This window comes from Chimaeribacter californicus (assembly GCF_002858675.1).
Lineage (GTDB): Bacteria > Pseudomonadota > Gammaproteobacteria > Enterobacterales > Enterobacteriaceae > Chimaeribacter > Chimaeribacter californicus.
Genome location: NZ_PJZF01000020.1, coordinates 66,974 through 88,510 on the forward strand (window position 1 = coordinate 66,974; position 21,537 = coordinate 88,510).

A 21,537-nucleotide genomic window follows, 5' to 3' on the forward strand; every position below is an offset into this window, starting at 1 on the left:
AAAATCCCCGCCTCCTGCCGATAACCTCTGAAGAGTAATTCAAGCGCGCCAATGCCGGAAAGCCGGGCTTTCCCCCGTTAGCTCCTCACCTATATCGGCTTGTAAATTACGACACTCACCATTCTCAGAGGCAAAGATGGATAATTTTCAAAAAGATATCGATGAACGGGCCAACCTTGCGCTCTCCAATAAATTTGAGCTGCTGCTCTTCCGCCTGGGAACGGATGTAAAAGGTGAGAAATCGGAACTCTATGGCATCAACGTGTTTAAGCTGCGTGAAATCGTCACGATGCCGACCATCACCAAAGCCGCGGGCATGAAATCGCCGTTGCTGGGCGTGGCGAGCATCCGTGGGCAGATTATCCCGGTGATTGACCTGCCGGCCGTGGCCGGGTGTACGCCGTCTACCGGGCTGAACCTGCTGCTGGTCACTGAGTATGCGCGCAGCACCCAGGCGTTCGCGGTAGAGTCCGTGGACAACATCGTCCGCCTCGACTGGAGCCAGGTACACGCGGCGGAAGCCGGGGTCAGCAACCGCAACATCACCAGCATTGCCTGCCTGGACAACGACAAACAGAGCAACAACCTGGCGCTGGTGCTGGATGTCGAGCAGATCCTGCATGACATCATCCCGACGGTGCGCATCGTTGAAGCGGCGGATGACATCAAAGCCAAAGGCTTCAAACTGAAGCCGGGTGCCATCGCCATCGTGGCGGAAGACTCCAAAGTCGCCCGTACCATGCTGGAGCACGGCCTGAAAGGGCTGGGCATCCCGGCGCTGATGCACAACACCGGGCTGGAAGCCTGGGAGAAAATCAAACTGATCGCCCAGCAGGCGAGGGCGGAAGGGGTGCCGATCACCGACAAGATCGGGCTGGTGCTGACCGACCTGGAGATGCCGGAAATGGACGGCTTCACGCTCACCCGCAACATCAAACGGGACGAACAGCTGAAAAGCATCCCGGTGGTGATCCACTCGTCGCTCTCCGGCAGTGCCAACGAGGAGCACGTGCGTAAAGTCGGGGCCAACGGCTACGTGGCGAAGTTCGAAATCAACGAGCTCTCGACCACTATCCACCAGGTGCTGGAAGCCGCCGCACGCTGATCGTCAGGGCATCGTCATAAAAAACGCGCCGGGTTAAGCCCGGCGCGCTGCATTGTGCGGCGGTGAATGTCGTCAGGCGTCCAAAACAACTGTACCAAATGGCACATTGTAAATATTGTTTAGCTGAATTATCTCTATACGTTGGCGATAAAGTATAGAGTAAACATAAGGCAGAATAATATTATGAAAGAATATATAGATGCTGATGTATACGTCCCTCCCTTGCGCGCCGCAAAACCTCCTGCACGGGCTCGCCGGCCTTCAGCGATTGCAGAGTTAGCGAAAGTGCTTGAACCAAACTCGTTTCCTTTTTCACTTGAGAAAGGCATGATCCTGGATTTTCGCCACAAGATTAATTATATCTTCCTGCTGAAAGAGGGGCGGATGTCAATGGTGCGGGGGGATAATAATATTTATGTGAAGGTAAATATCGAAAAAGCGTTATTAGGGCTGGCAAATGCCATCCATGAAAATCAGGGTCACTATTTTATTGCAGAAACCCATTGTGAGCTGAGCTATATCCCCATAACAGTCGCTAAAGCGATGTTCACTGAAAAGAAACTTTGGCAATCGGTCTGCGAAGCCGTGACCTATTCCATGATCTTACTCTGGAAAGAGAACTGTAAATTGGTCGGGAAAGGGGCTTATGAACAAATTAAAGAGGTTATCCTCGATATTTGCAGTCAACCTGAGGAGATAAGGAAAAATATTAAGGTGGCTGCCTATATTCAAAAAAGAACCTCAATTTCCAGAACCAGTGTCATGCGGATATTGCGGGCATTGAAGTTTGGCCAATATATAGAAATCGGTATAAATGGAAAAGGAGTGTTCATTCATAAAGAGTTGCCTGAAAAATTTTAATCCCGTCATGGCTTATTCTGTTGGCAGAAACAGATGAATTGGCAGTCTGAGAAATGACAGACCAGAATGCCAATTCGGCTTACGCGCGTTGCGCACAACGGCAAACCCGGTTACCCCTTTTTCCGGTCATCCTTAGCACTAAGAGTGATTTCCCCCCGGCAGTAAATCCCGGTACAACAAGGGATTACCCTACAACAGGAGTTCGCCATGTCACTCACCCGCCCCCCGTTACCGCCGTTCACCTTAGAGAGCGCCATCCAGAAAGTCCGCGCGGCGGAAGATGCCTGGAACAGCACCGATGCCCAGCGTGTTGCGCTGGCCTACACCGAAAACTCACGCTGGCGTAACCGTGACCGCTTTATCACCGGCCGGGCGGAAATTGTGGCTTTCCTCACAGAGAAATGGGCGCGCGAGCAGCACTACCGGTTGATCAAAGAGCTCTGGGCCTACAGCGAAAACCGCATCGCGGTGCGCTTCGCCTATGAATGGCAGGGCGCCGCCGGGCAGTGGTTCCGCGCCTACGGCAATGAGAACTGGCAATTTGACGCCAACGGCCTGATGGAAACGCGTCACGCCTCCATCAATGACCTGCCGATTACGGAAGCAGAACGCAAATTCCACTGGGATCGCCACGCCCCGCGGCCAATTGACCACCCGGGGCTGACGGCACTGGGGCTGTAGGGGGTGATCACATAACGTTTTGGGAAAGAGGGATCAGGCTGTTAACCGGTGCAGCCTGGAAACATCAACGCGGTTGCGGGCCTGCCATAAATCATATTTACACTGCAAACTGAGCCAGACTTCCGGCGAGCTGCCGATGACTTCCGCTAAGCGAATGGCCATCTCGGAAGAGATATCTGACTGGCAGTTAACCAGCCGTTGCAGCGTGGTGGGTGCGACATCCAGCGCCAGCGCCAGTTGGCGCGCACTTAATCCCAGCTCTTCCATCGTTTCCCTGACCAGATGGCCGGGGTGCGGCGGGTTATACATGTTCATCAATGGTAGTCCTCATAATTGACGATATAAGCATCACCGTTAATAAATTCAAACGTAATGCGCCAATTGCCTGTGACGGTGATTGACCAGATACCCTCGCGATCCCCTTTCAGGGCGTGGAGATGAAAACCGGGCAAATCAAGATCGCTGATTTGTACAGCCGCATTCAATACAGCGAGTCGCAAGCTGATGCGTTTTGCCTGCTGGGCATTGATACCCGCCGTCGAGCCACTGAGAAAAACTGCCGCAATCCCTTGTGCCTGAAATCCTTAATCATTCTTGGCTGCTCAGCTATGCATTTCCTCTATTATAACGCGATGATGCGTGTTGCGCATCATGCTTGTTGCGATATCTATACCTCCCTCACCGCCCCCGAATCTCCCCTGCATCAGGTTATTATCTCGCGTAATGAAAAGGGAGAATCAGACCGTTGACGGTGTACTCTGGAAACATCAACGCGATTGCGGGCATGCCATAAATCATATTTACACTGCAAATGAGCCGGAATTCCGGCGAGTTGCCGATGGTTTCTGTTAAGAATGGTATCTCGGAAAAGACGTCCGCCAATATGTAACGCCCCCTTGTAGAAGAGTCTGATGATCACTATGCTGTACATTATTACGTACATAATGGAGGGGCTATGCAGCGCATCTTAGCGGAAAAAGCGATCAATATTACGGAGCTACGGAAAAACCCGGCGAAGTATTTTATTGATCAACCGGTAGCGGTGTTGTCCAACAATCGTCCGGCCGGGTATATGATCAGCGCCAAACTCTTTGAAGAGTTAATGGATTTACTGGAAGAGAACCGCGCTCATCAGGTTACCGCCCGTTTCAGGCCCACAGCCGCCCGCCTGAATGAGATTACCGGCCACGCACAGGGGCTGTTAGAAAACGCCTCAGACAAAGATTTCAATGAGTTCACGGAATGAGTTCACGGAATGAGCATCAGAATCTTTAAATCGACCTGGATCCGTCATCAACTCAGCCAGCAGGAACTGGCCGATTTGGTGGCGGATTTTTTGCTGTATAAACAGGGGGGTGTGTTGCCGGATACCTTTGGCCGCGATGCACCTTATGATGATGACCGCACGAATCCTCTGGTGAAGCAGGAGCAGGTTATGCACGTGCACCTTGCCGACGGAGACCATCCTTTTCCCCGCCACCTCCGCCAGTTTACGCGCACCAGCGATAACGCTCACCTGGTTTACTGCCATGGTGCCATGCATCCTGACAGCTACCTGCTGATTATCATTCTAAAGCCGGAAGCGCATAAAATGGCACGTGATAACAACCCTATGCATCAGATAGGTAAAATGGCGGAAGCCTTCAGGATGAAATACTGACCCCTCACCGCCCCCGGATTTCCCCCTGTCCCAGGGACGCCACGCTGTTGCCCAGCGCATCGGTGGCCTGCATATCGGCCCCTTTGGCGGCCAGCGCTTTCAGCAATTCCGTGCGCTGAAACAGCGACGCATACATGGCGGCGGTCTGGCCCGCGTTGTTGCGCTGGTCCGGGTTGCACGGCGCGGCGATCAGGGTGCGGGCGATCTTAACCTCACCTTTAAAAATCGCGCCCATCAGTGCGCTGTTGCCGCGTTTGTCCCGCAGGCAGGGGTCTGCGCCATGTTTCAGCAGCAGCGCCAGCGTGTCACCGTTGCCGTGATAGGCCGCGAGGATCACCGGCGTGTAGCCGTTGGCGTCCTGCACGTTCAGGTCATACCTGGCCGCGACAAACTCCCCGATGACCTTGTTATCGCCATTGCGCGCCGCATCCCAGAGGTAGCGGTTCAGTGAAGCCTGCACCTCCCCCGGCGGGGTGGGCTGGGCGATGCCCGGCAAAGAGAACAGCAGGCTGACTATCAGCAAAATACGTATCATCATTGGCTCCTTCAGGCCGCCCGTGGGGCGGGCGGCCGGGATCATTAGTCAGAGAGTCTGGCGGCCATCTGCTGCACTTTGCTGAGATCCGCTTTCGCTACTTTGGTCAGGCGGGTGCCGTAGTCGGCGTCCGCTTTATAGAAGTAGGAGAGCATCACGTCGCGGCTGGCGCTGTCGGTGGTGGCCAGCGCCGAACCGAGGCTGTTGATCAGGTCATCCTGATCTTTTTTGCTGTAGGAGCGGTAAAGCTCACCCGCCTGTTTGAAGTTCTGCTCCTTCTGGATTTTGCTCTGCTGGGTGGTGCCTTCCAGCGGCGTCAGGCTGTAACGCGCCGAGGCCAGCTCCTCACGCGGGTAGAGGCGGCTTGGCTGGTAGTTCACGCCCTTGTCCTGCGTGTGGCCGGTGTTGTGGCTGCCGTCCTGGTTAATGTTGTTGACCGGCGCACGCGGGGCGTTGATCGGCAGGCTCATGCCGTTGGCACCGAGGCGGTAGATCTGGGTGTCGGCATAGGCAAACAGGCGGCCCTGCAACAGCTTGTCTTCAGACGGCTCAATGCCCGGTACCAGGTTCGCCGGGGCCATTGCCACCTGCTCGGTCTCCTGGAACACGTTATCCGGGTTCTTGTTCAGCACCATCTGGCCGATTTTGCGCTCCGGCACATTCGGCCAGATTTTGGTCGGGTCGAGCGGGTCGAAATCGAAATTCTTCAGATCTTCCGGCTTCAGCACCTGCACATAGAGATCCCATTTCGGGAAATCGCCGCGGTTAATCGCGTCCACCAGGTCATGGCTCAGGTGGCTGTAATCTTTGCCCTGCACCTGCTCAACCTGCTGCGGGTCGAGGTTTTTTACCCCTTGCAGCGTTTTCCAGTGGAACTTCACATAGTGCACTTCGCCTTTGGCATTCACGAACTTGTAGGCGTGAACGCTGTTGCCGTCCATGTTGCGGTAGGAAGCCGGGGTGCCCTCGTTGGAGTACAGCTCGGTCAGGGTGCGGGTGGACTCCGGCAGGTGGGAGAAGAAGTCAAAGCGGCGCGCGTCATCATCCAGGTTGGTGCGCGGGTCAGGTTTGAAGGCGTGCACCATGTCCGGGAACTTGATCGCATCGCGGATGAAGAACGTCGGGAAGTTGTTGCCGACCAGATCCCAGTTGCCCTGGGTGGTGTAGAACTTGGTGGCGAAGCCGCGCGGGTCACGCAGCGTCTCCGGCGAGTGGTTGCCGTGCACCACCAGGGAGAAGCGCACAAACACCGGCGTTTTGCTGCCTTTCTGGAACAGCTGCGCGGTGGTCAGGTCAGAGATGTCAGCGGTGGCGGTAAACTCGCCGTGCGCGCCGGTGCCGCGGGCATGCACCACGCGCTCCGGGATGCGCTCGCGATCAAAGCGCTGCAGCTTCTGCAACAGTTGCACATCCTGCAGCAGCACCGGGCCGTGGGCACCGGCGGTCTGGGAGTTCTGGTTATCGCCTACCGGCGCACCATTATCGCGGGTCAGGGTGGCGGCGGCGGCAGAGGTACCGATAATTAATGACGAGACAATCAGCAGGCTTTTTTTAAGCCGGGTGTTAAGTGCCGCAGCACGGATATTGCGCATGATCTTTCCTTATTTTAAACAGACTTTCTTATCAGCCAGAGGCTATTTATTGCAGGTGAGTCTGGGTGGGCCACCTGAATGTGCAGGTAACCAAAATAAATAACCGGCGGGCCACGCAGAGCGGGGGCAGCGATGCACCGGTGTTTATCGTTGTAATGAATTAAATATTTCGATGGATGGTGATCTTTTCTCCCTGGCGGAAATAGGGGGCAGCCGGCACGGCGTTAAAAATCGTGCCCTGCGCCCGGTCAGTGACCCACAATGGCGTAAAAACAACCGGTTACGCGGGTGTGTCAGGCCGCTACTTTACCGGGATTGCGCCATTTTATAAGGCTGTTATCACTATCAGATTAATAGGTCACGCTTAACAACCGCAGCGTTAAAATAAAAATTCCTGTTAAATGAAGTGATTGGCAAAGGAATCTATCCGGCGAGCGCAATCACATTTTGCGAAGTGGCTCATAAAACCAGCAATATTCAGACACATCTTAAAATAAACTTCTTTCCCAAGAAGTGGGGCGGCGTTCATACTTCCGCAGCCTGATGTTCGCGTTATTTTGCCGGGCGGGAAGCGGGCGCGGATAAAAACTAAGAATATCTGAGGAAATAAAGAGGGAAATAACCATGCTGGTAAAGCGATTAAAAGAGGCGCGGGTGCGGGCCGGGTTAACACAATACAAACTCGGGCTGCTGGCCGGCATGGAGGAAACCACTTCCAGCTCGCGGATGAACCAGTATGAGAAGGGCAAGCACCAGCCCGATCAGGCTACCGCCCGCCGCATCGCCGACGTGCTTGGGCTGCCGCTGGCCTGGTTTTATGCTGAAGAGAACGATCTGGCGGATGCCATTTTGCATTACTGGCAGCGGTGCGCGGCAGACGCGCCGGAATAACCGGCGCGCCGAGGCAGGAAAGGGGGAAGGGAATCAGCCCGCGCAGCGCTGGGCGATGGCGGTGATGTCTTTAGGGGTGGTGCGGCAGCAGCCGCCAATCAGCCGGGCGCCGAGCGCCGTCCACGCCGGGAGATTGTCCGCCAGCGTGTGGTGGCCGGTGCCGCAGCTGTGCCAGCGTTTGCTGGTGGCGTCATACTGCTCGCCGGAGTTGGGGTAAACCAGCAGCGGTTTGTCCGTCAGCGGGCTTAAGGATTGCAGCGCCGCCGTGACCTTTTCCAGCGCGATGCAGTTGATCCCCAGCGCCGCCGCCTGCGGGGTGGCGTTCAGCAGATCCACCACCTGCGCCAGCGGGGTGCCGTCGCTCAGGTGGTCACTGTCACGCAGCGTAAAGGAGAACCAGGCAGAAAGCGCCGGGAACTCCGCCAGCAGCGCAATCAGCGCCTGCAACTCGGCAAACGAGGGCAGCGTCTCGCAGGCCAGCAGATCCACACCCGCCTCCGCCAGCGCCCGGATGCGCGGCCGGTGGAACGCCATCATCTCCGCCTGCGGCAGCTGGTAGTCACCCCGGTACTCGGAGCCGTCCGCCAGATACGCGCCGTAGGGGCCGACCGAGCCGGCCACCAGCAGGCCGGTTTTCTCCGGGTGCTGCGCCAGATAATCACTGCGCGCCTGCTGCGCCAGCGCTACGCTTTTGCCAATCAGCGCCAGCGAGGCCGCCTCATCCAGCCCGCGCGGCGCGAAGCCCTGCGGCGTCGCCTGGTAGCTGGCGGTAATGGCGCACTGCGCCCCGGCGCGGAAGTAGTCCAGATGCACCTGATAGATCAGTTCCGGGTTTTCAATCAGCACTTTCGCCGACCAGAGCGGGTCAGCCAGATTGCAGCCGCGCGCCTCCAGCTCGGTGGCCAGCGCCCCGTCCAGGATCAGGTAAGGGTGTTGCGCCAGATGGCGGGCAATCGGGTTTTCAGCCGGCATGGTGTTCTCCTGATACAGCGGCAGTTAAGGTTTTCGCCCGTCGTTGGGTCACGTAATAGGCAACATAGCAGAGCGCAACGAACGGCAGGCCACAGTATAGGGCAATCCGCTGTGACGGATCGAACGCCAGCCCGACGCAGGCCAGCACACAGAGCACGAAACCGAGGATCGGCGTTACCGGGTACCAGGGCGCGCGGTAGGGCAGGGCGGCCGCCGTGTTGCCCTCTGCCAGCCAGCGGCGGCGGAACACATAATGTGACGCGCAGATGCTCAGCCACACCGCCACCACCGCAAAGCCGGAAATGGCGGAGAGCGCCACGAACACCGTGTCCGGCGCAATCACGCTGGAGAGCAGCGCCAGCAGCCCGCCGACCATGCTGATAAGCAGCGCGTTCATTGGAATGCCGCGCCGGTTCACACGCGCAAAGGCGCGCGGCAGGGTGCGCTCATTCGCCAATGACCAGAGCATCCGCCCGGAGGCGTACAGGCCGGAGTTGGCCGCCGACAAAATGGCGGTCAGGATCACGAAGTTAAAAATGTCCGCCGCATAAGGGATGCCGATCTTCTCAAACACCGCCACGAACGGGCTTTTCACAATCCCGGCCTGATCCATCGGGATCAGCGCCGCCAGCACAAACACCGACCCGATAAAGAAGATCACCAGCCGCGCCACCGTGGTACGGATGGCTATCGGCACCACTTTTTCCGGCTGCGCCGTTTCACCGGCCGCAATGCCGATAAGCTCGGTGCCGGAGAAGGCAAAATTCACTGCCACCATGGTCATCAGAATCGGCAGGCCGCCATGCGGGAACCAGCCTCCGGCCGTCAGGTTGTGAAGGAACGGCGCGGGCGTGCCGTCCTGCATCGGGACCAGCCCGACCATCGCCCCGGCCCCCAGAATAATGAACGCCAGAATAGTCACCACTTTGATCAGCGAGAACCAGAACTCCCCTTCGGCAAACACCTTGGTGGTGATGACGTTCAGCCCAAAGATGATCAGGCAGAACAGCAGGCACCAGATCCACACCGGCACGGTGGGGAACCAGTACTGCATACAGAACCCGGCGGCGGTGAGGCTGGAGCCGAGCGCCACTGTCCAGGTCAGCCAGTAGAGCCAGGCCACGGTGTAACCGGTGGCCGGGCTGAGGTAACGGGCGGCATAAAGGTGGAACGCGCCGGTTTCCGGCATCGCCACCGACAGCTCGCCCAGGCTCAGCATCACCAGGTAAACCACCAGCGCACCAATCAGGTAGGCCAGCAGCGTGCCCAGCGCGCCGGTGGTGGAGATGATGTAGCCGGTATTGAAAAACAACCCGGTGCCGATCACGCCGCCCAGGGAGAGCATCACCAGGTGGCGGGCTTTCATGGTGCGCTGGAACTGGCCTTCTTGGCCGGAAGTGGGGGAAGGTTGGCTGCTCATTCTTATCCGTATAGACGTCTAAACTGCTAAAGTTCGCCAGTTATACCTTTTACGCCGGCTGAAATCAATCTTCAGCCCGGCTGGGTGCCCGCCTGCGCCGGAAAACGGCCATCACCGCTTAATCATCTCCCCCGGTAATTATCCAGCTCACCGCCTCTCTTGTTGCCGCGGAATAACCCGGCCGCCGGTTTATTTCGCGTTGGCATGCCGCTTTATCCTCCGGGCAAATAAAATCAGCAGAATAAATGAGAAATAAATAAGAGAATGAAAATGAAACTTTTGCCATAAATAAGATAAGTGAAAATAATGCGATTATTTTAGTGCGCGCAATAGCTGGCGGGGGAGTCTGAGATTCTTAAATATTGTCCTAAAGTTAACTTTTTGTTTTTAAATGTTTTTCACGCCGATTTCATGATCATTTCACCTTGTGATAAAGGCTGGAAAAACTAAAAAAATTCATTTTATATTAAGGCTATTCTTAAAACCTTTACCGGTGCTGATGTTATTTGTTTTTTAAAAGCCAAACCTCTAGCGTTTTAATTCGCCGGGCTTGATTAATTGGCAAGGAATCCCCCGGCAATATCGGGCCGTTTCAACGTGCCCCGGGTTATTACGCGACAAAAAAACAGCGTAAAGCCTCAACGGCGACCGGGCGGCCCGTGGTTATTCCAGGACTCTCACCGCAATATCATCAGGAGAATAAAAAATGCACGTCAACATGATGAAAGTGGCCGGCCTGATCGCCGCCCTGGCGATTTCCGGCGGTGCCGCTGCCGCACAAACCGCAGGCAGCAGCGCGACCTCCCTGAGCAAGGGGCAGTCTGATGCCATCGGTGTCGGCAGCATCGCCGCGATTACTGCCGTGGCGCTGTTGCTGGAAAATGGCGGCTCAGACGATAATGGCTCCACCGCCACCAGCACCTCGACCACCACCCAGACCACCCGCTGATTTTTTGCTTTACCCGTTACCCCCTTGCTTGTTTTATGGGCCGCCTGTGGGCGGCCCCTTTTTACCCGGGGTGGTTTTAGCCGGTGTAGTTTTACCTGGTATGGTTTTACCTGGCGCAGTTTTACCTGGCATAGTTTTACCTGGTATGGTTTTACCGGATGTAGTAACAGGTCTGCTCTCTAAGAACATTCTGTCTTTTTGATTGCCGTGACGGCAGTGGGTTGCTATAGCTATACCCTGGGCAGCCATCCCCGGTATTGCCCCTTCACAGGAACCCCACCATGACAGCAAAAGGCTTATTGGCGGTGCTGGCCGCCGCGGTGGTGCTGAGCATCGGTATGCAGATGGCCTCCGGCCGGGTGATTAACGCCATTGACCATAAAATCGACAAGGTCATCAATTCCTACGCGGTGCGTTACTGATTTCAGCTGGGCTTGCGGTAGGCACCGCGCCGGTTACGCGCCTCAAATTCCTGGCTGAGCCACTCAATAAACACCCGCACGCGCCCGGCGTGGCGGCGGTTCTGCGGGTAGAGCAGGGTCACCGGCAGCGGCGTGCCCGGGGCGAAGGCCTCCAGCACCGGCACCAGTTGGCCGCTGGCCAGCGCGGGGCCCAGGCTGTAATAGGGGGCCTGAAGCAGGCCGAACCCCTGCAACGCGGCCTCAACAAAGCTCTCCACCCCATTTACCGATACCCGGCACGGCAGCGTCACTGTGGTTGCCCGGCCGTCCTGGGTAAACGCCAGCGGCAACACCGTGCCCTCTTCGGTGCGGAACCCCACCATCAGATGCCCGGCCAGATCGGCCGGGCTGTGGGGCGTACCGAAGCGCGCCAGATAAGCCGGTGACGCGCAGGTTATCTCCTCCAGCACCCCCAGCGGGCGCGCCACCAGATCGCTGGTATGCACCGGGCCGACCCGCAACACACAGTCGATGCCCTCGCGCAGCGCATCCACCCGGCGGTCGCTCTCGCTGAGCTGAAGTTCAATGCCCGGGTAGGCGGCCAGGAAATCACCCAGCGCCGGCAGCATAAAATGGCGTGCCAGCGTGCCCTGCACATCCACCCGCAGCACCCCTTTCGGGGTGCCGCCGGCGAATGCGCCTTCGGCATCCTCCACCTCCGCCAGAATGTTCAGGCAGCGCAGGTAATAGGCGTCACCGTCCGGCGTCGGGCTGACGTGGCGGGTGGTACGCGCCAGCAGCTTCACCCCCAGCCGCGCCTCAAGTTGCCGCACGGCATCCGTCACCGTGGAGCGCGGCAGGCCCAGCAGCGCGGCCGCTTTGGTAAAGCTGCGCAACTCCACCACACGGATGAACACCTGCATCGCATCCAGTCTGTCCATGATTGTTCGCCTTTTCCGGAAAGTGATACCGAAAGATAGGGGATTATCCGCCGGCGCGAAAGGAGCATGATGGCTCCACGGCAGGCAATGGTGCCCGCCACTGACCACAACGGGAAAAAGATGATGAGCAATGAAAACCAGAAAGTCGCTATCGTGACCGGGGCATCACGCGGTATCGGTGCCGCCGTGGCGGAGCGGCTGAGCAACGAGGGGTTTGCGGTGGTGATTAACTACGCCAGCCAGGCGCTGCCGGCCGATGCGCTGGTGGAGAAGCTCACCCTGCGCGGTGGCCGGGCGATCGCGGTGAAAGCGGACGTCAGTGATGCCGCCGCTGTGGCTGCCCTGTTTGACCGGGCCGTGGCGGAGTTTGGCGGCGTGGATGTGCTGGTCAACAACGCCGGGGTGATGGCGATCGCCCCGCTGGCGGAGGTGGATGACGCGACCTTTGACCGGCTGATCGCCATTAACCTGAAAGGCACCTTCAACGCCCTGCGTGAAGCGGCAACGCGCCTGCGCGACGGCGGCCGCATCATTAATTTCTCCTCCAGCCTGGTGGGGCTGCGGCACCCGGGTTACGGCGTCTATGCCGCCACCAAAGCCGGGGTGGAAGCGCTGACGGCGATACTGGCGCGGGAGCTGCGCGGCCGCACCATCACCGTGAATGCCGTCGCGCCCGGCCCGACGGCGACCGATCTGTTCCTCGACGGCAAAACCCCGGAACAGGTTGAGCGGCTGGCGAAGATGCCGCCGCTGGAGCGCCTCGGCGAGCCGCAGGACATCGCCGGCACCGTGGCGTTTCTGGCCGGGCCGGACGGCGGCTGGATCAACGGGCAGACGCTGCGCGCGAACGGCGGCATCATCTGACGCCCGGGTGCCGCCCGCGTGGGCGGCACCTTCTGGCCTCAGGCAGCGCGCCGCCAGCGCAGCAGGTCCACCAGCAAAAACAGCAGCAGGCTGACGCCCATCACCGGCAAGGCCAGCGCCAGCCCGGCGGCCACCAGCAGCACCAGCAGGCGCGGCAGCAGCGGCAAGGCGGCCCAGGCGGCCGAGAGCGTCTGCGCCGGGTGCTGGGCGGGGGCAGAGGGCCGCCGCAGCCACCACATCCGGTAGCCCCAGAGAATCATCAGGCACAGCCCCAGCCCGAACGCCGCCAGCAGCAGCTGGTTCGGCAGCCCGAACAGCACCCCCATGTGCGCATCCACCCCCCAGCGCGTGAGTTTGGCCACCAGCGGGAAATCCGCAAAGCGCACCACATCCACCACCCGGTAGCCGTGCGGATCCACTGCCGCAGAATCGACCTGCGTCGGCCACCGGCGGTCAATCTCATTCACCGTCCATGCCTGCGTGTGGGTTTTCGCCGGGCGGATCTCCAGCCGGTCAGCGGTGATCCCCGCCTGCCGCGCCGCCGCCAGGACGCCGTCAAAGGTGGCCGCCGCCTGGGCGGGCGCGGGCGGCATCACCATGCCCGGCATCATCATCATGCCGTGGTGTTCGGCGTGCGGGTCGGCCATCTCCGTGTGCCCGCCGTGCAGCGCGGTGCTCACTGCCGGGGTCATCCAGCCCAGCGCGCTGCGCATCCGGTCGATGTTGCCGCCCGCCCAGTTTGACCAGGTAAGCCCGGTGGCGGAGAAGAACAGCAGCCCCAGCAGCAGCGTCAGGCCGGTGAGGGTATGGCGGCGGCGGGTGCGTTGTTGCTGCCGGGCGGTGCCGGTGGCGTGGCGGGTCAGGCGCGGCGGGCGTTGCGCCAGCCAGAGTGCCAGGCCGCCCAGGGCTGCCACCCACAGCCAGGAGGCGGCCAATTCGCTGTAAATGCGCCCCGGTTCCCCCAGCAGCAGGCTGCGGTGCAGGTAGTCCAGCGTGGTGCGCAACGGCAGCACGCCGCTGGTGCCGTAGACGGTGAGGTCACCGCGCAGCGCCAGCGTGTGTGGGTCAACAAACAGCGCACGGCTCTCCGACGGCCCCTGACCGGCGGCCGCAAACATCACGCGGGTGGTCTCCGTGGGCGACGGTGCAGGGCGCACGGCAATAATCCGCGCACCCTGCCCGGCGGCGGCCTGTGCGGCCGCCACCTGGCGTGACAGCGGCTGCACCGGGCCGGTGGCATCGGTAAAGAGTTGTTGGGCGTAGAGCGCGTTTTCGAGTTGCGGCGTCAGCACATACAGGGTGCCGGTGAGCGCGGCGACAAAGATAAACGGGCCGACGAACAGGCCGATGGCGAAATGCAGCCGTTTCAGCAGCGCCAGCAGCGCCGCACGGGAGGAAAGGGTGCGCACAGGCGTATGTGCCTGCGGCAAAGATTCAACCGACATAGTGAACTCCGTGATAAGGCAAACGTCACGCGGCCACCGCCTTTACGGGCAGCGGCAACGGGCAAAAGACGCCGGGGGCGTCAGAGGCTTATCAGCAGAACAGGGGGCGCGCGCGTACGCGGCCGGCAGAGTGGGGGCGGGGGCGGCAGGCGCAACCGCCGCCGGGGCGGCGGCGTACGGGCGGCCAGCAGGGTAAACCAGGCCAGCAGCGGCAGCGCCATCTCCAGCAGCGGCGCATGGGCCAGCAGCACGCAGTAACCGCAGGCAGCCTGATCGGGCATCACCCCGGCCGGGTGCGTCATCGGCATGTCGCCTGCGGCCATCGCATCATGACCCATCGTGTCATGGTCCATCGCCATGGTATCCATCGGCATCATCATGCCGGGCATCGCCATCGTCCGGGCGTGCGTCTGTGCCAGTGATGTGGAGATCACCGGGGCAACAAACAACAGCAACAGCGCGAAGATCCCCAGCCAGGCGGCCGTTATCCGGTGCCGGGCAGAGGGGCGAAGCGTCAGAAACACGGCACGTCCCATTACGGGGTTACCACGCCATGCGGTAACCGGCGCAGGGAGTGTACGTGATTTGGCGTAAAATTGTTAAACCCGTGCTGCTAAAAATAGAGGGGACAGTAAAGAAAAGCTCACCGTTCGGTGACATCGAGCGGGGCGATCAGCGCGGTGAGCACGTGATCTTGCCAGCGCCCGGCGATGTTCAGGTAAGCGCGGGCATAGCCTTCGCGCTCAAAACCAAGGCGTTGCAACAGCCGTTCGCTGGGGCGGTTATGCGGCAGGTAGGCGGCCATGATGCGGTGCAGGGCCTGTTGTTCAAACATAAAGCGGATGCCCCGGCGCAGCGCGGCGGTCATCAGCCCCCGGCCCTGCTGTTGCGCATCCAGCGAATAACCGAGATGGCAGGACTGTGACGCGCCGCGCGCGATGCCGGTGAAATTGCAGGCACCCACCATGCTGCCCTGCCCGCGATCCCATAGCAGAAACTGGACGCTGCGGTCCTCTTCCACTTCAGCGGCCGCATTTTCCAGCCGTTGCCGTACCGCCTGCGGCGCATAAAACCCGGCCGGGCGCAACGGCTCCCACGGGGCCAGGTGCGCCTGGTTGCGCGCAAAATAGGCACACACCGCGTGGGTGTGCGCCGGCGCGGCACTCACCAGATCCACCGGGAAACCCGGCAGCGGCAGGACGATCATGCCAGCGGCATGGCCAGCAGATCCATCAGGCTGCGCTGGCTGACGCTGGAGAACGGCAGGGTCTGGATGCTTTCCATGCCGCGCCGCAGGTAGAAGGTGCGCGCCCGCGGGTTGTTCTGCAACACCGTCAGCCACAGGTTTTTCTGCCCCTGTTGCTGTGCTGCTGCCAGCACCTTTTCCCACAGCTGGTGGCCGTAGCCATGGCCGGTCTGCTCCGGCATCATGTAGAGCTTTTGCAACAGCGCGCCCGGCTCGCCGTTGTCCGGGCGCGGGCGGTTCCAGCACACCTTGGCAAAGCCGACGGGTTGCCCGGCGGACTCCGCCAGCAGCCACAGAATCTCCGGGTTGGCCAGCTCCGCCTCCAGGGTTTCGCGGTTGTACTCCTCCGCCAGAAACTCTTCCATCTCCGCTGCCACCTGCCATAAGTGGGCAAAATGGTGCAGGTAAGAGTCACGCGCCACTTGTTGCAGGGTTGCCGCATCCGCGACCCCGGCCGTTCTGATCGTCAGCATTCTCATTCCTTCGATGAATAAAAGAACCCCATCCTGCGTAATTTAACAGCATAAATCAATCAGGTTGCTGAATCGTTTTAACTATTCATTCACAAAAAGCATGATTCAGGCAAACCAGAACCAGGCTGTGGTGATCAGACCGCCCTCCACCTGAAACACCGCCATGTTGGTGACAGGCTCTGCGCCCAGCCCGTAAATGCGCTCATGGTCGAATACCGTATTGCCCACCACCGTGCGGCTTAACAGCTCTGCCCGCAACGCCGGGTTATTAAAACGATGGGCGGCATAAAAATCGGCCAGTGCGGCTTTCCCCTGTAATACCGGCTGCGGCGAGGGCATCCGGTACGAGACAAAATCATCACTGAAGTTGGCAAGAAAGGCGGGTAAATCATGCTGGTTATAGGCCTGAAACTGGCGCTCAACCGGTGCAATGCTGTCCGTATGCTGTTCCATGCCTGTTTCCCTGTGTGAATTGTTACTCATTTTAATTGAATTTAAATTCAATGTTAACCGGGTGTCAAGGGTGTTGCCTTGCATAAGGTGGTTAAGGTTTCGCCATTTGTTGCCGATAACCTCTTCCGATGCCTGGCCGGAAACAGGTGAACCACCCGAGCAGGGAGTGCCGCTGTCACTGTTATTGTCTTCGCCAGGGGAATCCCATGTTTTTGTCATCCTTGTTTCGTAAAAAACCGCCGGGCGCCACGCACCGCGGCCTCTCTACCCGCAGCGTGATGCTGCTGGCCGGGCTGGGCGTGATCACGCTGGGTTTTGTCACCACGCTGGGCCTGCTGAGCTACCAGTCCGGCCAGCAACAAAAAGCCCTGTCTATCCGTTACCTCACGCAGACGGCGGCCACGCAAGCCTTCGCCACCCAGCAGCGGCTGGATGCGGCGTTGATTGCGGCACGCTCGCTGGGGGTGAACCTGCAAAGCCTGCAACAGGGCGGGGCGGCCGATCGTCACCTGGCGGATACCTTGCTGCAGAACACGCTCGGTAGCCATCCCGATTTCCTGTCGATGTCGATGGGCTGGGAGCCGGACGCCTTTGACGGCAAAGACCGCACGTTTGCCGGCCAGCCGGGGCAGGATGCCGCCGGGCGGTTTATGCGTTACAGCGATCGCGATGCACAGGGCAACCCGGCGCTGCACAACTTAACCGACTACGAAACCGCCGGCAGCGGCAATTACTATCTGCTGCCGCGCGAGCGCCGCACGGACGTGATCCTCGAGCCTTATAGTTACCCCTATAACGGCGTGCCGGTGCTGCTGACCTCGATTGCGGTGCCGATCATGAAAGAGGGGAAGTTCGTCGGGTCAGTGACGGCGGATTTCTCCCTGGCCACTTTGCAAAAGATGGTGGCGGAGATTGTGCCCTTTGAGGGCACCGGTTATGCGGCGCTCTATTCGGCGGAGGGGAAAGTGGTCGCGCACCCGGATGCGGCGCTGCGTGGCGAGAGCGTTACAGAGCGCGTGTTGTTGGATCATATCCGTGCCGGGAAGCCGTGGCAGGCGGAAGTGGAAGACAGCGTGCTGAAGACGCGCGCCATCACTATTGTGTTGCCGATCCCGATTGGGAACAGCGGCACGCCGTGGATGTTGCAGATTGTCGCGCCGCTGGATGTGGTGATGGCGGCGGCCGATCGGCAGCGTACTCAGGCGCTGTGGCTGATGTTGTTGAGTATTGTGATCGTGACTGGCGTGCTGGGCGCGGTGTTCACCTTTAAGGTGGCGCGCCCGCTGGGCGGAGAGCCGCGTGAGGCGGCTGAGATTGCGCTGGCCGTTGCCGCAGGCGATTTACGCCAGCCGGTAACGGTGAACGCGCAGGACACGCACAGTCTGTTTTACGCGTTGTCGACCATGCAGCGTCAGCTTTCGACGCTGGTCGGGCAGATCCGCGCCACCAGCGAGGCGGTGAGCAGTGAGGCGACGCAGATTGCCGCCGGGAACGTGGAGCTGGCTGCCCGTACCGAGCAGCAGGCTGCCGCGCTGGAGCAGACTGCAGCCAGTATGGAGCAGTTGACCGCCACGGTGCAGCAGAACGCGGAGAACGCCCACAGCGCCACGTCGTTGACTGGTAACGCCGCGCAGATTGCCGGGCGCGGCGAGGAGTTGGTGGGTGAAGTGGTAGCGATTATGGGTGAGATTGACGACAGCGCGCGGCGCATCAATGACATCACCACGCTGATTAACGGCATCGCATTCCAGACCAATATTCTGGCGTTGAACGCCGCGGTAGAGGCGGCGCGCGCCGGTGAGCAGGGCCGTGGTTTCGCGGTGGTGGCGGGCGAGGTGCGTAATCTGGCGCAGCGCAGCGCCGATGCCGCCCGCGAAATCAGCGTGTTGCTGGCGGAATCCGGCGCACGGGTCGGCAAAGGGGTATCGCTGGTGAACGCCACCGGCAAGACCATGGCCGAGATGACGCAGGCGGTAATGGCGGTCAACGCTATTATGGCGGAGATTGTCACTGCCTCGGACGAGCAGGCACGCGGCATCAGCCAGGTCACCCAGGCGGTGCACGAGATGGAGGGCGTCACCCAGCAGAACAGCGCGCTGGTACAGCAAGCCACCGCCACCACCGCCGCCCTGGAGCAACAGGCACTCGGCCTGACTGCCCACGTCAGCACCTTCAAAACCCGCGACCTTTAAGCCTCATAAAAGCAGGCGGCATAAAAAGCCGGGCCGTATCAATGTCCCGGCTTTTTTACGCCTTTTTCACCACATCCCTCAACGTTTCCCCGCCTGCTTTTTCCTTACACACCCAAGAGTTTACAGTTTGGCGGGGGCATAAAAACTCTTGCCGAATGGAGCCGCAGGCCAAAAGTAAACGCGGATTCATCAATAGAATCCCGTCTACTCTTTCCTCACATACCTTTTGATTTGCAGTCTGGTGGGGGCGTAAAAATCATTGCCGAATGGAGCCGCAGGGCCGGGCGAGCACACAAGGATGTGTGCGAGAGTCGCAGCCACGCTGGGAGCGTGTCTGCGGCGGCCCGATTAGCCCGGAGGCGAAATGAGGGTCACCCGCGGTAGCGGGCAATGATTCAGCCAGGGCACCTAAGGCGCGGGGATGCAAGGGGCGAGCGCCTACGCGCCCCTTGCGCGGTGGCGGCAGCGGAGCCGCAGAAAGACAGCGGACGTGAGCCAACGCAACCTTCTCCGATCTAAGAATCCGCCAACGCAACTTTCTCCGTTCTAAGCGATAAGCCCGCGCCTACGCGCTATCGCACCCGCTGCCGCCGCTCATGCTGCAACCTCTCCAGCCCGAAAATCACCCGCTGCAAATCGCGCTCCTGCGGGGCGCTGAGCATCGGGAACCGGAAGCTGAAACGGGTCTGGTTCTGGGTGTCGCCTTTGCGATCCAGCACCTGGTTTACCATCACATCCACAAACTGAATGTCCAGCGTAAAGCGGCCAAACATCCCTAAATCCAGCTCCGCATTGCGCAGCACCGTGCCCGCCTGCAACGTGCCGGTGAACGCCTTGTCGGCATACAGGCAGATGCCGCCCAGCGAAATATCTTTCACCTGGAAACAGAAATCCCCGTAGCCCGGCAGGGTGCCGCGGCAGCAGAAATCCAGCGACAGCGGCGTGTTGACGCGGAAATATTCGCGCCGCTGAATGGCATACAACGACGCAGGCAGCGGTGCGTAAAACGCCGGCAGCCCTTGCCACGGCTGCTCACGCAACTGGCCGCTGAGGGTAAACTCAATCTTCGCGCTGGCGGTTTCCGCCACCACGCCGAGCGTTTGTGCTTCCAGCGCCACCCGGTTTTCGTGGCCGACGCTGCTCAGATCCAGCACCCACTCGCTGCTCTCCGGCAGCACCGCCAGCACTTTGGTCACGAACTGGCCGCGTGCATGGCTCACCATGACTGCGGTGTCCTGCGTTTCGAGGTCACGCAGGCTGGCAATGATTGAGAGCGGGCTGGTTTTCAGAAATTGTTCTTTGTCGCTGTGGCTCACCTGGCTTCCCCGGAATAAAAATGGCTAATTCTGAATTATCGGCAGCGCCCGCCGGGGCTTTAGCCATGTGGTTGGGTAAATTTCACCCAGCGTGGCCACTGGCGCGGCACGGCCCGCCTGTGCCATGCTTTAGCCGGTCGCGGTAACCCGGTTCCAGCAATCTCAGGAGGGCAAGATGAGTGAGGCAGTGGTCATACAGCCGGATGTGCACCGGCAACAGCGTATGGTGGAGCTGTTATTGCGGCTGGCACCGCGTGAGGGCTATACCCAGTCAGCGCTGGAAAACGTGCGTTTTATGCGCGCCAACCAGCCCCTGCCGCTGACGCCGGTGCTCTATGAGCCGAGCATCGTGATTGTCTGCCAGGGGCGGAAACGCGGGTTCTTCGGCAATAAGGCGTTTGTGTACGATGCCCGGCACTACCTGGTGTTGTCGGTGCCGTTGCCGTTTGCCACCGAAACCGAAGCCACACCGGAGGAGCCGATGCTGGCCGTGGCGCTGCGGCTCGATCTCACCACCACCGCTGAATTAATGCTGGCGATTGAGGAGGGGCACGGGCGGATCGCGGCCGACCCGCAGAGCATGATCGCGACGCCCCTGACCGGCAAACTCAGCGACAGCGTGCTGCGGCTGCTGGAGGCGCTCAGCACGCCGCTGGAGGCGGACATCCTTGGGCCGTCGCTGGTGCGCGAAATCTGTTTCCGGGTGCTGATGGGCGAGCAGGGCGGCGCGATGCGGGCAGCGCTGGTGCAGCAGGGGAATTTCGGCAAAATCGCCCGCGCGCTGCGCCGCATCCACCAGCATTATGACGCCGCGATGGACGTCAGCCGGCTGGCCGGGGAAGCGGGAATGAGTGTCCCGGCGTTTCATGCGCACTTCAAAGCCGTGACCCAGACCACCCCGATCCAATACCTGAAATCGACCCGGCTGCATCAGGCGCGGCTGATGATGATCCGCCATGACGTCACGGCCGCGGCCGCCGCCCTCCAGGTCGGTTATGAAAGCGCGTCACAGTTCAGCCGCGAGTTCAAACGCTTCTTCGGCCGCCCGCCGGGCGAGGAGATCGCCCACATGAAACAGACGCTGGCCCTCACCCCGGCTGCCACCTTTTCCCATTACGTCACGGCACAAAACTGACCGGCTACGCTTAAGGCTCAATCAACAAGGGAGCAGACAATGACACAGTGGGCTATTTTACTCGCGGCGATCGTGGCGGAAGTGATCGCCACCTCCGCGCTGAAAGCCAGCAACGGCTTCACCCGGCCGGGGCCGGTGCTGTTGATGGCGGCAGGCTACGGCATCGCTTTTTACCTGCTGTCTTTGACGCTGCGCACCCTGCCGGTGGGTATCACCTATGCCATCTGGTCAGGGCTGGGCGTGGTGCTGATCACGCTGGTGGGCTGGCTGCTGTTCGGCCAGAAACTCGATCTCCCGGCGCTGCTCGGCATGGCGCTGATTGTGGCGGGCGTGATGGTCATGAACCTGTTTTCCCATTCGGTCAGCCACTGAATCAGGGAATGTGAGCCGCTTCTCACCCTTTCC

The 21,537-nt window shown here is 60.0% G+C and carries 24 protein-coding genes and 1 pseudogene; 12 read left to right on the forward strand and 13 right to left on the reverse strand.

Features of this window, described 5'->3' with window-relative positions; translation table 11 throughout:
* Positions 1–136 precede the first annotated feature (136 nt).
* The 3 genes from CYR55_RS18665 (at position 137) to CYR55_RS18675 (ending at position 2,647) form a co-directional block, all read left to right on the forward strand.
* Entirely contained in the window at positions 137–1,105 is a 969-nt protein-coding gene (locus CYR55_RS18665; protein ID WP_101817863.1) for a chemotaxis protein, read from the forward strand.
* Between the two features lie 183 nt (positions 1,106–1,288).
* Positions 1,289–1,966 carry a helix-turn-helix domain-containing protein gene (locus CYR55_RS18670; RefSeq protein ID WP_101817864.1) on the forward strand — a complete coding sequence of 226 codons (678 nt, stop codon included), beginning with the start codon at positions 1,289–1,291 and terminating at the stop codon, positions 1,964–1,966.
* A 207-nt stretch (positions 1,967–2,173) separates the two neighbouring features.
* Complete coding sequence (locus CYR55_RS18675) at positions 2,174–2,647, forward strand: nuclear transport factor 2 family protein (protein WP_101817865.1); 474 nt, start codon at positions 2,174–2,176, stop codon at positions 2,645–2,647.
* A gap of 33 nt (positions 2,648–2,680) precedes the next feature.
* Here the strand turns inward: CYR55_RS18675 and CYR55_RS18680 are convergent, their stop codons facing one another.
* Both CYR55_RS18680 and CYR55_RS18685 read right to left on the reverse strand, forming a co-directional pair.
* Positions 2,681–2,965, reverse strand: a complete 285-nt coding sequence (locus CYR55_RS18680) for a HigA family addiction module antitoxin (RefSeq protein ID WP_101817866.1) — start codon at positions 2,963–2,965, stop codon at positions 2,681–2,683.
* Positions 2,962–3,239 (reverse strand): annotated as a pseudogene (locus CYR55_RS18685) (type II toxin-antitoxin system RelE/ParE family toxin). The gene CYR55_RS18680 and the pseudogene CYR55_RS18685 overlap by 4 nt, the downstream one beginning before the upstream one ends.
* A 363-nt stretch (positions 3,240–3,602) precedes the next feature.
* Here CYR55_RS18685 and yafN point away from each other — a divergent pair.
* Positions 3,603–3,893 carry a type I toxin-antitoxin system antitoxin YafN gene (gene yafN / locus CYR55_RS18690; protein ID WP_101817867.1) on the forward strand — a complete coding sequence of 97 codons (291 nt, stop codon included), beginning with the start codon at positions 3,603–3,605 and terminating at the stop codon, positions 3,891–3,893.
* Between the two features lie 9 nt (positions 3,894–3,902).
* Positions 3,903–4,307 carry a type II toxin-antitoxin system YafO family toxin gene (locus CYR55_RS18695; protein ID WP_101817868.1) on the forward strand — a complete coding sequence of 135 codons (405 nt, stop codon included), beginning with the start codon at positions 3,903–3,905 and terminating at the stop codon, positions 4,305–4,307.
* A 4-nt stretch (positions 4,308–4,311) separates the two neighbouring features.
* Here CYR55_RS18695 and CYR55_RS18700 read toward each other — a convergent pair whose 3' ends face one another.
* Complete coding sequence (locus tag CYR55_RS18700; RefSeq protein ID WP_206604048.1) at positions 4,312–4,845, reverse strand: ankyrin repeat domain-containing protein; 534 nt, start codon at positions 4,843–4,845, stop codon at positions 4,312–4,314.
* A 41-nt stretch (positions 4,846–4,886) separates the two neighbouring features.
* Positions 4,887–6,434, reverse strand: coding sequence for a catalase (locus tag CYR55_RS18705; RefSeq protein WP_101817869.1), 1,548 nt, complete (start codon positions 6,432–6,434; stop codon positions 4,887–4,889).
* Positions 6,435–7,058: 624 nt separating this feature from the next.
* Here CYR55_RS18705 and CYR55_RS18710 point away from each other — a divergent pair.
* Complete coding sequence (locus CYR55_RS18710) at positions 7,059–7,325, forward strand: helix-turn-helix domain-containing protein (protein ID WP_101817870.1); 267 nt, start codon at positions 7,059–7,061, stop codon at positions 7,323–7,325.
* A 33-nt stretch (positions 7,326–7,358) separates the two neighbouring features.
* Here the strand turns inward: CYR55_RS18710 and mmuM are convergent, their stop codons facing one another.
* Together mmuM and mmuP are read right to left on the reverse strand one after the other, a co-directional pair.
* Positions 7,359–8,297: a homocysteine S-methyltransferase gene (gene mmuM / locus CYR55_RS18715; RefSeq protein ID WP_101817871.1), complete on the reverse strand. Its 939-nt coding sequence runs from the start codon at positions 8,295–8,297 to the stop codon at positions 7,359–7,361.
* The gene (mmuP, locus tag CYR55_RS18720; RefSeq protein ID WP_101817872.1) at positions 8,287–9,717 is read right to left on the reverse strand and encodes an S-methylmethionine permease; all 1,431 of its coding nucleotides are present in this window, start codon (positions 9,715–9,717) and stop codon (positions 8,287–8,289) included. Before mmuP ends, mmuM begins: the two co-directional genes overlap by 11 nt.
* A 706-nt stretch (positions 9,718–10,423) precedes the next feature.
* Here mmuP and yjbE point away from each other — a divergent pair.
* A complete protein-coding gene (gene yjbE, locus CYR55_RS18725; protein WP_241522187.1) occupies positions 10,424–10,666 on the forward strand; it encodes an exopolysaccharide production protein YjbE in 243 nt (80 codons plus the stop codon).
* Between the two features lie 281 nt (positions 10,667–10,947).
* On the forward strand, positions 10,948–11,088 hold the full coding sequence (locus CYR55_RS23625; RefSeq protein WP_165699628.1) for a hypothetical protein: 141 nt from the start codon (positions 10,948–10,950) through the stop codon (positions 11,086–11,088).
* A 2-nt stretch (positions 11,089–11,090) separates the two neighbouring features.
* On the opposite strand, the gene CYR55_RS18730 is transcribed toward CYR55_RS23625, so the two are convergent.
* Positions 11,091–12,008, reverse strand: coding sequence for a LysR family transcriptional regulator (locus tag CYR55_RS18730; protein WP_101817873.1), 918 nt, complete (start codon positions 12,006–12,008; stop codon positions 11,091–11,093).
* 123 nt (positions 12,009–12,131) lie between these two features.
* Between CYR55_RS18730 and CYR55_RS18735 the strand changes: the two genes are divergently transcribed.
* Positions 12,132–12,872 carry an SDR family oxidoreductase gene (locus CYR55_RS18735; protein ID WP_101817893.1) on the forward strand — a complete coding sequence of 247 codons (741 nt, stop codon included), beginning with the start codon at positions 12,132–12,134 and terminating at the stop codon, positions 12,870–12,872.
* A gap of 38 nt (positions 12,873–12,910) precedes the next feature.
* On the opposite strand, the gene CYR55_RS18740 is transcribed toward CYR55_RS18735, so the two are convergent.
* The 5 genes from CYR55_RS18740 to CYR55_RS18760 form a co-directional block, all read right to left on the reverse strand.
* Positions 12,911–14,317, reverse strand: a complete 1,407-nt coding sequence (locus CYR55_RS18740; RefSeq protein WP_175580817.1) for a PepSY-associated TM helix domain-containing protein — start codon at positions 14,315–14,317, stop codon at positions 12,911–12,913.
* Between the two features lie 80 nt (positions 14,318–14,397).
* Positions 14,398–14,853 (reverse strand): DUF2946 domain-containing protein, encoded by a 456-nt coding sequence (locus CYR55_RS18745; RefSeq protein WP_101817874.1) that lies wholly within the window; start codon positions 14,851–14,853, stop codon positions 14,398–14,400.
* A 107-nt stretch (positions 14,854–14,960) separates the two neighbouring features.
* Positions 14,961–15,524: a GNAT family N-acetyltransferase gene (locus CYR55_RS18750; RefSeq protein ID WP_101817875.1), complete on the reverse strand. Its 564-nt coding sequence runs from the start codon at positions 15,522–15,524 to the stop codon at positions 14,961–14,963.
* Positions 15,521–16,036: a GNAT family N-acetyltransferase gene (locus CYR55_RS18755; RefSeq protein WP_165699629.1), complete on the reverse strand. Its 516-nt coding sequence runs from the start codon at positions 16,034–16,036 to the stop codon at positions 15,521–15,523. Before CYR55_RS18755 ends, CYR55_RS18750 begins: the two co-directional genes overlap by 4 nt.
* A gap of 105 nt (positions 16,037–16,141) precedes the next feature.
* Positions 16,142–16,489, reverse strand: coding sequence for a nuclear transport factor 2 family protein (locus CYR55_RS18760; RefSeq protein ID WP_101817877.1), 348 nt, complete (start codon positions 16,487–16,489; stop codon positions 16,142–16,144).
* A gap of 206 nt (positions 16,490–16,695) precedes the next feature.
* Between CYR55_RS18760 and CYR55_RS18765 the strand changes: the two genes are divergently transcribed.
* On the forward strand, positions 16,696–18,681 hold the full coding sequence (locus CYR55_RS18765) for a methyl-accepting chemotaxis protein (RefSeq protein ID WP_241522188.1): 1,986 nt from the start codon (positions 16,696–16,698) through the stop codon (positions 18,679–18,681).
* Between the two features lie 572 nt (positions 18,682–19,253).
* Here the strand turns inward: CYR55_RS18765 and CYR55_RS18770 are convergent.
* Positions 19,254–19,997: a flagellar brake protein gene (locus tag CYR55_RS18770; RefSeq protein ID WP_101817878.1), complete on the reverse strand. Its 744-nt coding sequence runs from the start codon at positions 19,995–19,997 to the stop codon at positions 19,254–19,256.
* Between the two features lie 175 nt (positions 19,998–20,172).
* On the opposite strand from CYR55_RS18770, the gene CYR55_RS18775 reads away from it, so the two are divergent.
* On the forward strand, positions 20,173–21,132 hold the full coding sequence (locus CYR55_RS18775) for an AraC family transcriptional regulator (protein WP_241522189.1): 960 nt from the start codon (positions 20,173–20,175) through the stop codon (positions 21,130–21,132).
* Between the two features lie 39 nt (positions 21,133–21,171).
* Complete coding sequence (locus CYR55_RS18780; RefSeq protein WP_101817879.1) at positions 21,172–21,504, forward strand: DMT family transporter; 333 nt, start codon at positions 21,172–21,174, stop codon at positions 21,502–21,504.
* The last annotated feature ends 33 nt before the right edge of the window (positions 21,505–21,537 follow it).

Coding starts and splice junctions, on each gene's coding strand:
- CYR55_RS18665 (WP_101817863.1), top strand. CDS start 137: ATGGATAATTTTCAAAAAGATATCGATGAACGGGCCAACCTTGCGCTC.
- CYR55_RS18670 (WP_101817864.1), top strand. CDS start 1,289: ATGAAAGAATATATAGATGCTGATGTATACGTCCCTCCCTTGCGCGCC.
- CYR55_RS18675 (WP_101817865.1), top strand. CDS start 2,174: ATGTCACTCACCCGCCCCCCGTTACCGCCGTTCACCTTAGAGAGCGCC.
- yafN (WP_101817867.1), top strand. CDS start 3,603: ATGCAGCGCATCTTAGCGGAAAAAGCGATCAATATTACGGAGCTACGG.
- CYR55_RS18695 (WP_101817868.1), top strand. CDS start 3,903: ATGAGCATCAGAATCTTTAAATCGACCTGGATCCGTCATCAACTCAGC.
- CYR55_RS18700 (WP_206604048.1), bottom strand. CDS start 4,845: ATGATGATACGTATTTTGCTGATAGTCAGCCTGCTGTTCTCTTTGCCG.
- CYR55_RS18705 (WP_101817869.1), bottom strand. CDS start 6,434: ATGCGCAATATCCGTGCTGCGGCACTTAACACCCGGCTTAAAAAAAGC.
- CYR55_RS18710 (WP_101817870.1), top strand. CDS start 7,059: ATGCTGGTAAAGCGATTAAAAGAGGCGCGGGTGCGGGCCGGGTTAACA.
- mmuM (WP_101817871.1), bottom strand. CDS start 8,297: ATGCCGGCTGAAAACCCGATTGCCCGCCATCTGGCGCAACACCCTTAC.
- mmuP (WP_101817872.1), bottom strand. CDS start 9,717: ATGAGCAGCCAACCTTCCCCCACTTCCGGCCAAGAAGGCCAGTTCCAG.
- yjbE (WP_241522187.1), top strand. CDS start 10,424: ATGCACGTCAACATGATGAAAGTGGCCGGCCTGATCGCCGCCCTGGCG.
- CYR55_RS23625 (WP_165699628.1), top strand. CDS start 10,948: ATGACAGCAAAAGGCTTATTGGCGGTGCTGGCCGCCGCGGTGGTGCTG.
- CYR55_RS18730 (WP_101817873.1), bottom strand. CDS start 12,008: ATGGACAGACTGGATGCGATGCAGGTGTTCATCCGTGTGGTGGAGTTG.
- CYR55_RS18735 (WP_101817893.1), top strand. CDS start 12,132: ATGAGCAATGAAAACCAGAAAGTCGCTATCGTGACCGGGGCATCACGC.
- CYR55_RS18740 (WP_175580817.1), bottom strand. CDS start 14,317: ATGTCGGTTGAATCTTTGCCGCAGGCACATACGCCTGTGCGCACCCTT.
- CYR55_RS18745 (WP_101817874.1), bottom strand. CDS start 14,853: ATGGGACGTGCCGTGTTTCTGACGCTTCGCCCCTCTGCCCGGCACCGG.
- CYR55_RS18750 (WP_101817875.1), bottom strand. CDS start 15,524: ATGATCGTCCTGCCGCTGCCGGGTTTCCCGGTGGATCTGGTGAGTGCC.
- CYR55_RS18755 (WP_165699629.1), bottom strand. CDS start 16,036: ATGCTGACGATCAGAACGGCCGGGGTCGCGGATGCGGCAACCCTGCAA.
- CYR55_RS18760 (WP_101817877.1), bottom strand. CDS start 16,489: ATGGAACAGCATACGGACAGCATTGCACCGGTTGAGCGCCAGTTTCAG.
- CYR55_RS18765 (WP_241522188.1), top strand. CDS start 16,696: ATGTTTTTGTCATCCTTGTTTCGTAAAAAACCGCCGGGCGCCACGCAC.
- CYR55_RS18775 (WP_241522189.1), top strand. CDS start 20,173: ATGAGTGAGGCAGTGGTCATACAGCCGGATGTGCACCGGCAACAGCGT.
- CYR55_RS18780 (WP_101817879.1), top strand. CDS start 21,172: ATGACACAGTGGGCTATTTTACTCGCGGCGATCGTGGCGGAAGTGATC.